This is a genomic window from Halorubrum depositum (genome assembly GCF_007671725.1).
Taxonomy (GTDB): domain Archaea; phylum Halobacteriota; class Halobacteria; order Halobacteriales; family Haloferacaceae; genus Halorubrum; species Halorubrum depositum.
Map to the genome: position 1 here is coordinate 1 of NZ_VCNM01000004.1, position 13,099 is coordinate 13,099.

At 56.8% G+C, this 13,099-nt stretch carries 14 protein-coding genes and 3 pseudogenes; 9 read left to right on the top strand and 8 right to left on the bottom strand.

Going from position 1 to position 13,099, the window contains the following annotated elements:
* The first annotated feature begins 177 nt into the window (after positions 1-177).
* Positions 178-1,008: pseudogene (locus tag FGM06_RS15210) on the top strand (IS5 family transposase).
* Positions 1,009-1,074: 66 nt separating this feature from the next.
* A pseudogene (locus FGM06_RS15215) lies at positions 1,075-1,455 on the top strand (cation transporter dimerization domain-containing protein); the annotation flags it as partial.
* Here the strand turns inward: FGM06_RS15215 and FGM06_RS15220 are convergent.
* Entirely contained in the window at positions 1,456-1,866 is a 411-nt protein-coding gene (locus FGM06_RS15220; RefSeq protein WP_058365909.1) for a CopG family ribbon-helix-helix protein, read from the bottom strand.
* A gap of 102 nt (positions 1,867-1,968) precedes the next feature.
* Between FGM06_RS15220 and FGM06_RS15225 the strand changes: the two genes are divergently transcribed.
* From FGM06_RS15225 to FGM06_RS16450, 4 genes and pseudogenes are all read left to right on the top strand, one after another.
* Entirely contained in the window at positions 1,969-2,748 is a 780-nt protein-coding gene (locus tag FGM06_RS15225) for a hypothetical protein (RefSeq protein WP_058365910.1), read from the top strand.
* Positions 2,749-2,860: 112 nt separating this feature from the next.
* A complete protein-coding gene (locus tag FGM06_RS16160) occupies positions 2,861-3,091 on the top strand; it encodes a hypothetical protein (RefSeq protein ID WP_144927648.1) in 231 nt (76 codons plus the stop codon).
* Positions 3,039-3,319 (top strand): annotated as a pseudogene (locus FGM06_RS16445) (IS6 family transposase); the annotation flags it as partial. The gene FGM06_RS16160 and the pseudogene FGM06_RS16445, both read left to right, overlap by 53 nt.
* Positions 3,320-3,325: 6 nt before the next feature.
* Positions 3,326-3,442: a DUF6293 family protein gene (locus FGM06_RS16450; RefSeq protein ID WP_379765143.1), complete on the top strand. Its 117-nt coding sequence runs from the start codon at positions 3,326-3,328 to the stop codon at positions 3,440-3,442.
* Positions 3,443-3,451: 9 nt separating this feature from the next.
* On the opposite strand, the gene FGM06_RS15230 is transcribed toward FGM06_RS16450, so the two are convergent.
* The 5 genes from FGM06_RS15230 to FGM06_RS15255 all read right to left on the bottom strand — a co-directional run bounded on the left by FGM06_RS15230 (position 3,452) and on the right by FGM06_RS15255 (position 7,508).
* Entirely contained in the window at positions 3,452-4,690 is a 1,239-nt protein-coding gene (locus tag FGM06_RS15230) for a phage integrase SAM-like domain-containing protein (protein ID WP_144800126.1), read from the bottom strand.
* The gene (locus tag FGM06_RS15235) at positions 4,687-5,145 is read right to left on the bottom strand and encodes a hypothetical protein (RefSeq protein ID WP_058365911.1); all 459 of its coding nucleotides are present in this window, start codon (positions 5,143-5,145) and stop codon (positions 4,687-4,689) included. The genes FGM06_RS15230 and FGM06_RS15235 overlap by 4 nt, the downstream gene beginning before the upstream one ends.
* 3 nt (positions 5,146-5,148) lie before the next feature.
* Entirely contained in the window at positions 5,149-5,730 is a 582-nt protein-coding gene (locus FGM06_RS15240; RefSeq protein ID WP_058365912.1) for a DUF7342 family protein, read from the bottom strand.
* 427 nt (positions 5,731-6,157) lie between these two features.
* Positions 6,158-6,643 carry a hypothetical protein gene (locus FGM06_RS15250; protein ID WP_004594450.1) on the bottom strand — a complete coding sequence of 162 codons (486 nt, stop codon included), beginning with the start codon at positions 6,641-6,643 and terminating at the stop codon, positions 6,158-6,160.
* Positions 6,636-7,508: a ParA family protein gene (locus FGM06_RS15255; RefSeq protein ID WP_004594451.1), complete on the bottom strand. Its 873-nt coding sequence runs from the start codon at positions 7,506-7,508 to the stop codon at positions 6,636-6,638. The genes FGM06_RS15250 and FGM06_RS15255 overlap by 8 nt, the downstream gene beginning before the upstream one ends.
* Positions 7,509-8,001: 493 nt before the next feature.
* Between FGM06_RS15255 and FGM06_RS15260 the strand changes: the two genes are divergently transcribed.
* A complete protein-coding gene (locus FGM06_RS15260) occupies positions 8,002-8,676 on the top strand; it encodes a helix-turn-helix domain-containing protein (RefSeq protein ID WP_144800128.1) in 675 nt (224 codons plus the stop codon).
* Positions 8,677-8,741: 65 nt separating this feature from the next.
* On the opposite strand, the gene FGM06_RS15265 is transcribed toward FGM06_RS15260, so the two are convergent.
* Entirely contained in the window at positions 8,742-9,926 is a 1,185-nt protein-coding gene (locus FGM06_RS15265; protein ID WP_144800129.1) for a restriction endonuclease, read from the bottom strand.
* Between the two features lie 126 nt (positions 9,927-10,052).
* On the opposite strand from FGM06_RS15265, the gene FGM06_RS15270 reads away from it, so the two are divergent.
* Both FGM06_RS15270 and FGM06_RS15275 read left to right on the top strand, forming a co-directional pair.
* Positions 10,053-10,598, top strand: coding sequence for a hypothetical protein (locus FGM06_RS15270; RefSeq protein WP_144800130.1), 546 nt, complete (start codon positions 10,053-10,055; stop codon positions 10,596-10,598).
* Positions 10,585-11,955 (top strand): hypothetical protein, encoded by a 1,371-nt coding sequence (locus FGM06_RS15275; protein ID WP_144800131.1) that lies wholly within the window; start codon positions 10,585-10,587, stop codon positions 11,953-11,955. The genes FGM06_RS15270 and FGM06_RS15275 overlap by 14 nt, the downstream gene beginning before the upstream one ends.
* A gap of 649 nt (positions 11,956-12,604) precedes the next feature.
* Here the strand turns inward: FGM06_RS15275 and FGM06_RS15285 are convergent.
* Positions 12,605-13,039 (bottom strand): TRAM domain-containing protein, encoded by a 435-nt coding sequence (locus FGM06_RS15285; RefSeq protein WP_144800132.1) that lies wholly within the window; start codon positions 13,037-13,039, stop codon positions 12,605-12,607.
* Positions 13,040-13,099: the final 60 nt, after the last annotated feature.

The window sequence follows — 13,099 nt, forward strand, 5'->3', positions numbered from 1 at the left end:
GAGTACTTCGGCCTCTACTGGCACTTCGTCGACATCGTCTGGGTGTTCATCTTCCCGCTGTTCTACCTCTTCTGAGGACAGCGGCGGAGTCACCGTATTTGACTGTGTTGAATCACCATACAGCAGCGGGGTAGGCCACTAAATCAAAGGAGTTGAAGCGGGAAGATCCGGTTGCCTGTGACACAAATCTCCCGCTTCATCGGGGAAGTTGTGCCGGTTGCTCAAAGAGTTACTGGCGATGGAGGCGAATCTGCCGCCCCGGAAGGCGGCGGCGGATTCGCCGACTATGCACTCGTTTCCCTTCACTGTCTGCGGATTTACCTCGATTCATCGTACCGCATTACGATCGACCTGCTCAAAGAAATGCCACAAATAACCGGAGAGATCGGCCTCAACGCGGCCGATCTCCCAGCGCCGTCCACGTTGTGTAAGGCGTTCGACCGGATCAGTATGAGCGTGTGTCGAGTGCTGCTGCGCCAGTCGGCGCAGCTGCACGATCTCTCTGAACACGCCGCGATCGACGCCACGTTCTACGAACGCTCAGCAGCGAGCCGCCACTACTGCCAGCGAATTAGCTACCGCGTTCAAAAGCTCAAAGTCACGAAATTAGTCGATACAGCGTCTTAAGCCGTCCTTGACGTTCACTGCTCAACGAACCGGGAAGGAAGCGACGCAGACCTTGCTGAGCAGATCGCCCGCCGGAACGCGGGCGATCTGCGGTCTCTTGCGGCCGATAAAGGCTATGACAAGCAATCGCTTCGTGAAGGATTACGCGACCTCGGGATCAGACCGCTGATCAAGCACCGTATCTTCGCTCCGTACGACCACGCACACAACGCCAGAATTGACGATAACAGCTACAATCAGCGCTCTATGACCGAAACCGTGAACTCGGCTGTGAAGCGCTCGCTCGGCTTCGCCGTGCGAGCGCAGACGTAGTTTCGTGAGTTCCGAGAAATCGCTCTGATGTGTGTCGTCTATAACATCAAGCGCTTCGTTAAACAGTGAATCACTACGCCTTACAGCGATTCAACACAGCCTGTCTAAGTTAACACGACCGTCATCTGCTGGGCGAACGTCACGTATCTGTCTGGCGCAGCCCCGCCAGCCGGCGTCCAACAGTGCGTCGAAGACTGCGTTCGTGAACACCCTGCCGTCGAAGGTGTCCACGACACTGCCGTCTACTATATGGGGGCTAATCTCGAAGTTGAACTCCACGTCGAGGTTCCCGGAGACTACACACTTCGCACTGCCCACGAAATCGAAACAGTGCTTATCGACAGGCTTCGAGATCTCCCCGCCGTCGGCGACGCACACGTCCATCTTGATCCGGCAGGAACGGACGAGTGGAAGGACGCCGACGAGGACGGCTCACCCGTCGAGTCTGACGGATCCGGAGACCAGCTCCACGACCAACGCACGAATACAGAGATACGCCACACTCCTGGTGTGTAATCAGTCGGCCGTCTGATTATCGTGGTCCGGCTGAAGGAACATTACGTTGACTCTCCCCACAGCGTCGAAATCGCGAAGCTGGTAGACGAGTTCGCGAATCCGTCCAGCTGACCCCTCACAGAAGATTGTTTCGAGACACCACTCGCCATGATGCATATGCTGAGTCGTCCCGATGATATCATCAAACTCGTGTTGGACAGTGTGGAGATCCCCGATGACGAGCGTGTGCTCGTAGTCGAAGGCGAGCGCAGCGACTGCGGTCCCGTCAAGCCCTTCGAGGGTGGTATGACGCTCTATATACTCTTGGATCGCCTCCCGAACAGCACGCGAGCGCGATTCGAGTCCTTCGTCTTGCCACGTTTCGTCGAACGACTCGAGAATTTCTCCGGGAATATTCAGGCTGGTTCGCATTAAGGGAATGTTAGCCGGGGACGCCTATGAAACTCATTATTACGGGATCCCCGAATCGGCCATAACAACCCCTATCAGTCCGTCAGTCTCGTATTCTTCTATATGGTGACTGGAGTACTTGGTCTTGCACTCGGGGCGAGTGTGCTCGGGCTCTCTCACGGGCTCGCCCCGGGCCACGGGTGGGCAATCGCGGCGAGCTATGCACTCGACAAACCGAACAAGTGGTTCTACGGCGCTGCATCGAGTCTCATCCTCGGGATCGGCCACCTCATCAGTAGTATAGCGATGGTGGTGGTCTACTTCTGGGCGCTTTCGTACTTCGGGCTCACACAACTCAGCTGGATGAATTACGTGGCGGGCGCGCTACTTATCGGGCTCGGAATCTGGCAGTATTTCAACGGGCATGACCACGGTACTGGATTTAATCACGACGGAGAAGAAGAGGAAGATAAGCACGCCCATGATCACGCGGACGACCACGAGCACACACATCGCACTGAAGAGACGTCCACGTGGGGGGCTCGCATTCGACGCGCCCTCCCATTCGTCGGTGAGTCCAGCCACGACCACTCGCACGGTCGCGTCGACGAAACGCCCGAGCGTGGCCTCTACGGGATGGTTGCACTCGCGTTTGCGCTTGGCTTCACACACAACGAAGAGTTTGACATTATTGCCATCTGTACCGGCTCGGCATACTGTCTCGAGTTGATGCTTCTCTACTCGCTCGCCGTCATCGTCTCCCTCGTCGGAGTGACTCTCCTGCTTGTGGCCGGCTATGAGCGGTACGAAGAGCGGCTCGAAGGATATGTCGAGTACCTCCCTACATTTACGGCAGCGATCCTCATCGTGATGGGGATCGGGTTCATCCTCGGGGTCTTTTGAAAGGACTGAATCTATACTTCCACGATGCGCCTATCGCAGGGTTATGTAGACGGTCGGTCGGACACTGTCCACCAAAGAATTGGCAGTGAAATTCCGGAAAGTGATACGAAGAGTGGATGTCCGAAAGACACTTGAGAAAGCACAGGAGAGCTCCGGGGTTGCCCCTGAGTGGATCCTCCTAATACTGCGCGTGGTGATCGTCGCGAACAGAGCTGTAGACGTGACAGTACTCCTTTCGACGTTCCTCGCACCGACGTTTCTCATCCAGCTGGTTAGCCCTGTCTTCCATGATGAACCTGCCGAGATTACGGGTTCCTCGAAATCGCACGCCTCGAGGAGATAGCGACTGCTTCGAGTTAGATTTTCTGGAGCGCGAGGCAATACCCAAACCTGCGATGAAGCTCGGTATGTGCCCTATTTAGCTTAAGTGAATATAGGAAATTGTTTTTATACAACATACGGTGAGGTCAACCGTTGTCCGTCAACCATCCACAACTGGGTACTGAAGACAGATCTCCAGTCGCTCGATGGGGTAAATCCGGATCACGTTGCGGTCGACGAGACTGTGATCCACTGAATGATAACCGAGAAGGGCTTCGTTGAAACCAAAGACGTGGGGCGAAGGACGGACGTAGATCTTACCGAGGAGGGGAAAAATACACTCTCCGCGTTTAGGCATCTCATCGAAAAGTGATTAGTATAGTTAGCGCTCAGTCGAATCGACCTCTTCCAGAGCTTCTGTAGCAACATCACCTAACTCCCCTGCCTCGATATGTGAATACCGTTCTCGAACCATCTCTTCGGAGTTATCGAGATACCGGGCCGCCACCGTGTACCCAAACGCGCGGACAAGTACCTCGCCCATTCCACGTCGACCACCGTGGGGCGCGAGATAATCGTGTTTCGGGTGGTCGATATCGACCTCTGCGGCCTCCGAGAGCCGTTGGAGAATCGTCCGTGCGCCGTCCGTCGTAATCGACGGCGGCCGAATGTCCTCATCGAGCGCCAGCAGTAGATCGCGAGCGTATTCTTCACGGCGCTCAGTAATTGCTTCCGGGAGTTCCCCTCGTTCGGCTAGCTCATCCTGGATGAGTCCTGCGAGCGTCCGTTGGTCGAACGTCGGGAACACCGGCCAGCGTTCCGTCGGTGGGTCCATCAGCCTTCGATAGCTCCGCAGTGGAGAGATTACTGGGTCGGGGAGACTGGCGGCGTCCCATTGCTGCTTCTTCCGGTAGACATCCATACTACCGTCGTCGAGCGAAATTTCCTCCCACCGGACGCCGCGCCGGCGTGGGTCGTTCGGATCCCGGAGCAGTTCCCCGACGCGGACAGCGGTGTACGCGAGAACGAACACCAGCGCCCGGTCACGAGCCGCCTTCAGCGCCGCGTAGCGCGCTCGCTGTCTGTCAAGAGGGTCAGTATCCCCCGGGAGTGTGGTGAACGTCTCGATGGCGTCACGGGCTCGCTCGTCGACGTACCGGGTCAGGGCGTGGCGCTGCTCGGACGTCCAGGCCTGCTGATCACCGGGCTTGCGACCGTCGTCCTCCGGCAGCGGCGCCATCGCACTCGCCCGCTGCGCGTAATGGGCTTCGAGATATCCCTCGTTGACGCACCACCCGCACCACGCGGAGATATAGCGATAATAGGTTTGTACGGTATTCTGTTTGAGCCCGCGATCGCCGGCGAGATGCCGGGCGTACTCCCGGAAGACGCGTTCATCGAGGTCTTCGAAGGTGGGCTCCTGGTCGACGTCGTCGGATACGATCCCGGTCCAGTCGTCGGCGCCGCGGTCGCCGGCGGCCCACTCGGCGAACCGCTCGAGCTCGCGTGCAGCGTTACGTCGGTAGTTCCCGCCGTCGCCACCGCGGCCTTTCCCCTTATCCTGGAGGTAGCGCTCGAAGAAATTCTTGAGTGACTGATCGGCGCGTTCTCGGGGTGTCATGGTTCCTCGTTCGCGTACTGGTAGGTCGGACGGACGTCCTCGAGGAGCTCTTCGACGATTTCCCAGAGAACCAGGGAAGGGGTCTCGTGTTCGAATGTAATCTCCCAGCGATCCTCCGTATCGGCGACTGAGTACTGGAAATGCGCCCGTCCGAGATCGGGATGGTCCTCGTCCTGGTGCCAGCCGGCGTGAAAGCCCGTGTTCGGGTCGGTGTAGTTGATACGGAACCAATCGTGAGGGTCCTGCCGATACCACTTGACGGTCAGCTCCGGCGAATCAGGGCCTGTCGGGGGATCCAGACGGGCCGGATCGAAAATCGCCCGCAGCTGCTTGGCCTCGATATCGTCAGGAACGTACTCGACGGCCGTGATCTGGGGAACACGGTCGAGGACGTCCCGCTTCAATTGGGTGTAGAGGTTCGCGTTCGGATCACCACCTGGATGCGGGACCGACATTCGTTAGCTGCTGGCCTCAGCGGGCTCTGTCGTCGGAGCGAGGAAGTCCCATTCGCGGATGGCGAAGCCAACGATCTGGATACGCCGCTGAAGGTGCTCCCACTCGCGGGCAATCTCACGGCGACGATCTTCCTCCTCAGCGTCAAGAGACTCGTCAGCGAGCGTCCCGCGAAGCTGGTTCGGTGACTCGACCTCGAATTCATTCTCCCAGTCGCGAATCTGCGTCTTCATATCGGCGAGACGGTCCGTGAGTTCCTCGACAGTGTGCCCGCTGTCTCGAAGCCGCATCGCCTCCTGCATTGCTTGGCGGCGGTAATCAGGGTAATACGTGGTGTGAGTCCCGCTTTCGTCACGGTGGAGGATGCCATCGTCGACGAGCCGATCGAGGACGCGTTTGGTCGGCTCGTGTGACCAGCCCGCTTCCGAGGCGATCCAGTTCGCCGTCTGAGGCTCCGAAAGCTGCCGGGCGGTCATCCTCACGCGGTCTTCACCCGTGGTCTGGCGTTCCATCAGGCCCTCGGAGTTCGATTCGTCTTCGGACATACAACACCGTTCGCGCTTTATCTTAATATAGGTTGAGGTCATTAGTTCTATATCGAATGAGTTTCTTCGCCATCGCCTCGACCTCGGCTGAGGAGAGTCAGAGAAATCTCAAACCCCGTTCTTGGCAGTTCTACCCCGGGGGAAGCGCCGTCGTGAGGCGGTTGCAGCATTCGTGCTTCACCGACGGCGGCGTGGTACTTCAAAGTGGTCGTGATTACCCACATAATCAGGACCACCAGTGACAGAAGTCTCATAACCATTTTTCCGATGATAGAGGAGTTCTATCGCCCGAAATTCGGAGTTGGCCAACGGTATAAATCATATACCGCTATACCAAAACCGCGACCGCCGTTCGGACCCGGTTCCGAGAATAATCGCGAGACTGCAAGCAGATGGCTTGCTACACAATCTGCATAATGTACAATGCGCACGAAATCTGAATGATGAGGGAAATCGCCCAAATCTAATGTTAGTCGTTCGTAGCTTGCTCGCTCAGCATCTCCACAACTTCCTGAACACGTTCCTCATCGGCTTCGATACCACGCTCCCGGAGGATCTGGAGGGCGACCTCATCACCGTGGTCTGCAATTACCCGGAGACACGCATCTTGAAATTCTCTTCCCTCAAATTCGGGAACATCAAACATAGAGCACGCAGCAGTTACCGATGATCGCATCCGGGTGACGCCATTCCACGTGTCTTCCCGGACATAGAAGCCGTGCATATCGGTCTCATCAAAGGAGAAGGCCGGTCCACCGGTGGATTCGTCCACATCCTCCTCATCCTGCTCAGGAATGGACTCAGTCTCCGACTCTGTGTCCTCAGGAATTATCTCTTCATCCGGTTGCGGTTCATCCTGGGTGTCAGTACGTTCGTCGTCATCCGATTCGGCTCCTTCCTCCGTTTGTTTGAGCTGTTCAGCGACGTCCCCGAAACGGTCGTCCTCATTAGGCATGGCTGTGTTCCTCCACGAGGTCCGCTAAGTGGTCGAAATTCGGGATCTGGTCACAATCTTCGTCGAACTCCGAGACCGGCATTCCTTGCTTGAACGCGCGGGAAATTGCGGTCCGTTCGCGAATCCCTGGCTTCGGAATACTATCGATGGTGCGTCCCGAATCATCGAGGGCATCGAAGATCTCCGGGTCCACACGAGCGTACTCGGGGACGAATGAACCGAACTCCCGGTTGAGATTTTCAACGAGAGTCCGATGCTCGTTGCGTTGTCCCATTGTTTCGCGAATCATATTCGGAGTGACTGCGAGGATATCCAACCCGATATTCTGCCGGATTGGGGAGATCTGGCGTTCAATCATCTTATTGAGGCCGTTGATCGAGCCAGCACGCGGGATTAGCGGGATTATGACGCGCTGGACGGCGATGAGGGCGTTATCGGAGAGTTTCCCACGGCCGCCTGCGGCATCAATTATCACGTAGTCGTATCCGTTTTGTATGAGCGGATCGACAACGTTCCGTCGAAGCTTCACGTCTGCGAACCGTTCGTCCTTCAGCCTCGTCTCGACGTTCTCGAGTTCGTTACTCGACGGGAGTAGGTGAACGCCGAAGTCCGTCTCGATAAGCAGGTCTTCGGGGTCCTCACCATCGATAAGGGCGTCACCGAGGTTCGCATCTCGGTCGTACGCATCGTCGTATCCCAACTGGGTCGTCATGTGCCCGTCCTTATCCAGATCCAATAGTACCGTCTCATGGCCACGAGCAGCGAGTCGATCAGCGATGTTGAGCGCGATCGTGGATTTCCCTACCCCTCCCTTGAGCAACGAGACAGCTGCTCCGGGGAGCCCTTCAAACTCGTCAGCACTCATAGCTCAGCACCCCCATAAGAAGAGGATTTTGTACATTTTGTAGGTAATGTACATTGGGTAGATGTTGAAGGTTGCGCGAGTTTTGTCGATAATGTAAGTTTCGCACTGGTCATACGCGGTTAGTGAAGCTCGTCCATCTTAATTCTGTGTCAGACAGATTGCGCACGCCATCTACACAATCTACATTTTGTACATTACGTAGATTGTTGGCACAATCTTAATTGGCATAATCACCGTCGACCCTACGCAATCTACATAATTTAGATTATAAGCATTTCATACGTATTTATCGCAATCTTTGCCACCCACACGAACCAATTGAAGAAGTCCAATTTGCATTATCTACATTATCCACATTATGCAGATTGGCTATGAGATCTACATTCTTCGGTTATTCAATTGAAAGTCCTGAGTGATAGAACTCAGACAGAGCAGTTCTACCCCGTACTCTAGTAAGGCTTTTAACTGTTACCGGATTATTGGTAATCACCAGATGTATGAGGTTCTCGACGACACCGCGGCGCAGGTCATCCTCACCATCGAGAGTGGTGACTCCATCCGCCGTGTCGCCCAACACCTCCACACGCCCTACGAGACAGTGAGACAGGCCGTCAATCGGCTGGAAGAGGCAGGCTACGTTTCCTATGACGACGGCCTCACTGTAGTCGACGAGCGCGTATGCGACGCAGCGCTCGATCTCGTCGCTGCCAGCGCCGGCGTCAGTCCACCCTCCATCGAGGAAACGTACGTCATCCCACAGTTCAGTGACTGGCCGTTCGCGTTCACGCGGATCGACGCCGTCTACGTGTGGACTCAGGGCGGCTACCAGGTCGGTCGCAAGCCCGACGACTATCCACTGTTCCTCGCTGTTCGTGAGCAGGACGTCGACGCCTGGGAGGCGTTTTTCGAGTCGTTCGGCCTCCCCACTGCATTTGAGCGACAGCCGGGAGGCGAACTGGACGGACCGCTGCAAATCGTCCTCGAGCCACGCCCCTCACTCGACATTGAACACATCGAGGGGTACCCGGTGATCCCGAGAGACGAGACGATCGAGTATATGTGCGAGAACTACGCCCAATTCCAGTCGGCACTGGCAATGCTCAACCGGATGTACGAAGACCTCGAACTCGGTATCACCGACAGGAAGACTGAGCGAGTGCAGTCATAAGTTTCGGCAATCGGAGTGGCACCCATCGAACTCCTACGGTTCACAGTGATTTCTAAGTCGGCCGTTCAGCCCCCAGAAGGGAACTGACCAATATCCTCGAACCGGACTGTCGGTCCCATCCAGTTCCCGTCTTCGTCGTAATGGAGGTTGACGTTCCAGCCGAGTTCCTGCCAGATCTCCGTGAGCGGGTTGCGTAGCGAGTCGGTGACGTCGGCCTCGGCCAGCGGGATTTCAGCCAGGTCGGTCGTGTACCGGTCCGTCCGCAATGGCTGCTGCACCGCCGGTCCCGATATCCGGGTTTCGTATGCGATGGTCGCGCCCTTGGCGTCCAGCAGGCTGATAAAGCAGAACACGGTTCCGGTCACACCCATCTCCTTCAATGCGCGGATCCCGTCCTGCACCGCGATGCCCGCCTTGCAGTCCAGCGACTTGTCGGTGTCCCGGGCGTTATTCAACAGGAGACCGTCCTGCTCGTCCTCACGGAACACCCACGTATCCACCGCCTCGTACAACCCGTCTTTCTGCAGGTACGTGTAGGACTTGTACGGCTGTCCCATCCGTCCGCCCGCGTTCAGCTTCCCCTTCCCCACGGTCTCGGTGCCGGGATGGACGTTCAGCTTGCCCATCCGGGGAAGTCCGGGGAGACCGTCGGATTGTTGGACGTAGTTCCCGCTGAAAACGCCGTTCGGAATCAGGTGGACGACCGCTGTCGGGCCTTCCTCCAAGTCGCTGGCCACGCCTTCCCGGTTGGAAATCAGGTCAAGGCGTTCGTCCCGTAGATCGATGATCTGGTCCAGATGGTCGTCGTTCCGCTTCGGGTTGAATCCGAAGTGCCGCTCCGCGAGGTCCGGTCGTTCATGACCGGTAATCCCGATGATATGCCGCCGGTGCAGGATTTTCAGATCCCATCCATACGCTTCTTCGATCTCTGCCTCCATATCCAGTTCCTGCTGTCCGGTGACGCGCTGGTTCGTCACGAACACCAGGAGGTCGAAGGACTCGCTCTGCGCCTCCTCGAGTTCCTCCACGCTTTCGGCGTCGTCGCGGAGCTTCCCTCTCCAGTTGTTGTCGACGCTGGCATGGCCGATTCCCTTTCGGCCGTTGATCTCGATGCGAGCATCCCAGCCGCCGTCGGTTCCGATCACACCGCTTTCGTGAACGTCGTAACCTTCGTTCCGCAGTACCTCGCCGGCGATCTTCTCGAAGGTTGTTCCGTCGACGGTGTCGACGGCCCACTCGAGTTTATCCATGCCCTGTTTTCACTGCGGTTGATAAATAACCGTTTGCTCAACCAGCACCGCTGTTTTAGAGGAAGATGATTGTATTCTTCGCTATCACTTAACTAGCAGGAGGTCCGAGGTTCGGTCATTCAACGGATGACCGGGGAAGACGACAAGTTCACGGAGTGGATTGACGAGTTCCACGAGAAGGACCGAGAACATCAGATTGAGCGGATGGAGTGGATCGATAAACACCACCCAAACACGGATGGGTACCGGGCCTTTCACGGCGGCTTCTCATCCTCCAATCTCTACGAAGAAGCACAGCAGGCCTACCTCTTCGGCCTGTTCCAAACCAGTATGATCAGCGCTCTCTCAGTGGTCGAACAGGAACTGATCGGCATCCTATATGGGGCGGGAGATGACGAGATCAAGGAGAAGGGTGCTGCCGCAGCGATCGACGAAGCCGCATCGCGCCACCTCATAACACCGGAACAGAAACAGGTCCTACATCGGGTGCGGAAGGTCCGGAACCCGACTGCCCATTTCCGTCTGGGCGTGGACGATGATTCACTGGAGGCTCGCGCAATCAACCAAGATACCGCGCCATTCGATTTGATGAAGGAAGAGGCCCAGACAGCTTTGAAGGCCATGTTCAGTGTGATCGGGAACGGCGATGAGGGACTGAATGGATATCTCTGACTTCGCCGATGTGGCGGATTCTGACGACCAGCTTGAGGAACTGGTGCACGACCTGCTCGACGCGACTGCGGACATCCTCGTCGACGTCGACCTGCCGCGGACGCAGGTTTCCGAACTACAGGGAACGGGCGGCGAAGCCAAGCACGTCCGGATCGAACGCCCCAGCCTCGGCCCGGTTGTTCGAGACGTTGAGTGGTTAGACGACGTTGATGAAGCCATCGACTTTGCGGACCATCTTAGCGAGGAGTACGACTATTCCATCGACCAGCATTACCTGACTAACCTGTTCAAAGACTCGTTCGGCCGAGCCGGACAGCACCTCGATTCGTACCAGGAGCAAGAAGACCGGATAACCAAGAACATCATCGCAGACGTCCACGGCCAGGGGAAGGCTGAGCTGATCGCCCCCTTGGAAGGATTGGACATCGAAACCGACCGGGTGCGCATTCGGGACGGGGTCGAGGTCCGCGACTACGAGGACGGCGTGGTCCTGGGCGAGGACTCCCTCCCACTTGTGTCCGATACGTTCGGCGGCCGGCACCGTGTGTACAACGACTCCTACCTCCGCATTGAGTTCACAGAGAATGACTTACTGGCAAAGGTGCCGATGCAGGCGATCAACCTATACACGTTAGCGATCAGCCTATCGCTCGGCGGGTTGGTGCGCGACCTTCGTACCTACATCAGTCCTGTAACGTACAGCATGCACAAGTGGGGGCGGAAGATGTCATCCGGCCAGCCCACCGGGTTCGGAGTTGAAATCACCGAGAAGAACGGTCCGCAGATACAGGCCACCTTGGACCTGCTGGAACCGTACTTCGAGTTGTCCTCGGAACCGTACGAGACGCCGTACGCAGCCTTCTACAATTTCAGTGGTCCAGGAAACCTCGCTATCAGCCACTACGGCAGGGCGATCAACACGTGGAGCATCCCGGATAACACGGTCACGTTCACGATTCTCGGCCTAGAATCACTGTTCATTCAGCACACCGCTGGCGAAACCCCGAGCAGAGACGTACCACGATACGCCGGTTTTCTCATCGGGAACGCCGTAGACATGTTCGACCCGATCACCGTCGCCGACTACATCAGCAGCGGTTACGAACTCCGGAACCAGTGGGCTCACGGCGGGAAGCCCGACCGTGAACCAAGCGAACTGGAGGCGTGGTTGTGGGCGATTCTCCGCGCCGCGATATACGTCTTCTACTGGCTCGACACCTACACGTCACTGCTTGACCAAGGACTTCCGCTGGGTGACGCATTGATCGACGGAGAAACCAGAGAGTCGGTGAAAGCGGAGCTGGACACGTTCGATGTCACAGAGTACATGGAAGTCGAGTATCTGAAAGCCGACTGACGACGAATAATCGCTGGTCTACAGTTCGTTCGGCAGGAGGGCAGTGATTGACGCCTTGAACGCTTGCTCATCGTCGACGGCTCCGCGCACCACGAGGCCGTCAGATCCGTACTCGGCCAGTAACTGCGGCATGCGCCGCACACCGATATCTCTCCTTCTTCGGCGTGCACGGTCGCGGCTACGACCTGATCCACACCGTCCGCAACGCCATGAACACGACCAACTCGACCGTCGCTAATACGCGGATGTCCGTTGCTGAATGTCGTTCCCGTTCAGTACGGGCACCGTGCTCGTGGAAGAACTTATCAATACGATCAGTAAGGGAATCCGCATTCTCTCCATCGACGTGAACGACCAACGTCGGATGCTCCGCGTCGCTATTTTCAATGACGAGGGAGACATCTTTGAACTAGTCCGGCTGTCTGTACGCCTAAAACTCATCGGCGACTTGGTCGGCTAGGTCGTCAAGCACCTCGATCGGTTCCTTTGTCATAGATTGAAGTTCGGCCTTGGAAGGTTGTGCCATCGCGAACGGGCGGAGAAAGCGTGAATTGCCTTTCAGAACCACCTCCATCAAACCAGCTCGAATGGAGCTTTCTCACACCGATGATTTACCGAGGAGAAGACCGAGCCACAGAAGTACAGCGGGTTAGAGCGCTCGCGGGTCGCTATCGATGATCCTCGCAAACGCGACGTTCTCCTGAACTTGTTCGATTTCGACTGTTGGCTCGTCGCCGGGTTGAGCGCCAGGAACGATCACGACGTACCCACGTTCGACTTTCGCAATACCGTCGCCCTGATCGCCGACTGTCTCAATGGTCACATCACGTACTTCGCCTTCCTCAACGGGGGGTCCAGAGGGAGAATGGCCCGCAGTCTCCCGAGAGGGGGTTCTCCGTGACTCCCGTTGTACTGACGACTCCGTCGAGTCAGGAGATTCCAGAATCGCTACGCGATACGTCTCGTCAGCCGACAACGCTTCAGAACCGACTTCTCTGGAAGGAACCTCTACTATGTATGTCCCATCTTGTTCTTCGATTGGAGCACTGAACAGAGAGCGAAGGGAGTTGGGGATTTCAATCATTTCTAACTATATGAACACACGGTGATAATTAGCTTCTGTGATGACCACCGACTTCTGGTC

Excerpts from the sequence above, each read along its gene's own strand:
- FGM06_RS15220 (WP_058365909.1), bottom strand. The coding sequence starts at position 1,866 with ATGCGAACCAGCCTGAATATTCCCGGAGAAATTCTCGAGTCGTTCGAC.
- FGM06_RS15225 (WP_058365910.1), top strand. The coding sequence starts at position 1,969 with ATGGTGACTGGAGTACTTGGTCTTGCACTCGGGGCGAGTGTGCTCGGG.
- FGM06_RS16450 (WP_379765143.1), top strand. The coding sequence starts at position 3,326 with ATGATAACCGAGAAGGGCTTCGTTGAAACCAAAGACGTGGGGCGAAGG.
- FGM06_RS15230 (WP_144800126.1), bottom strand. The coding sequence starts at position 4,690 with ATGACACCCCGAGAACGCGCCGATCAGTCACTCAAGAATTTCTTCGAG.
- FGM06_RS15235 (WP_058365911.1), bottom strand. The coding sequence starts at position 5,145 with ATGTCGGTCCCGCATCCAGGTGGTGATCCGAACGCGAACCTCTACACC.
- FGM06_RS15240 (WP_058365912.1), bottom strand. The coding sequence starts at position 5,730 with ATGACCTCAACCTATATTAAGATAAAGCGCGAACGGTGTTGTATGTCC.
- FGM06_RS15250 (WP_004594450.1), bottom strand. The coding sequence starts at position 6,643 with ATGCCTAATGAGGACGACCGTTTCGGGGACGTCGCTGAACAGCTCAAA.
- FGM06_RS15255 (WP_004594451.1), bottom strand. The coding sequence starts at position 7,508 with ATGAGTGCTGACGAGTTTGAAGGGCTCCCCGGAGCAGCTGTCTCGTTG.
- FGM06_RS15260 (WP_144800128.1), top strand. The coding sequence starts at position 8,002 with ATGTATGAGGTTCTCGACGACACCGCGGCGCAGGTCATCCTCACCATC.
- FGM06_RS15265 (WP_144800129.1), bottom strand. The coding sequence starts at position 9,926 with ATGGATAAACTCGAGTGGGCCGTCGACACCGTCGACGGAACAACCTTC.
- FGM06_RS15270 (WP_144800130.1), top strand. The coding sequence starts at position 10,053 with ATGACCGGGGAAGACGACAAGTTCACGGAGTGGATTGACGAGTTCCAC.
- FGM06_RS15275 (WP_144800131.1), top strand. The coding sequence starts at position 10,585 with ATGGATATCTCTGACTTCGCCGATGTGGCGGATTCTGACGACCAGCTT.
- FGM06_RS15285 (WP_144800132.1), bottom strand. The coding sequence starts at position 13,039 with ATGATTGAAATCCCCAACTCCCTTCGCTCTCTGTTCAGTGCTCCAATC.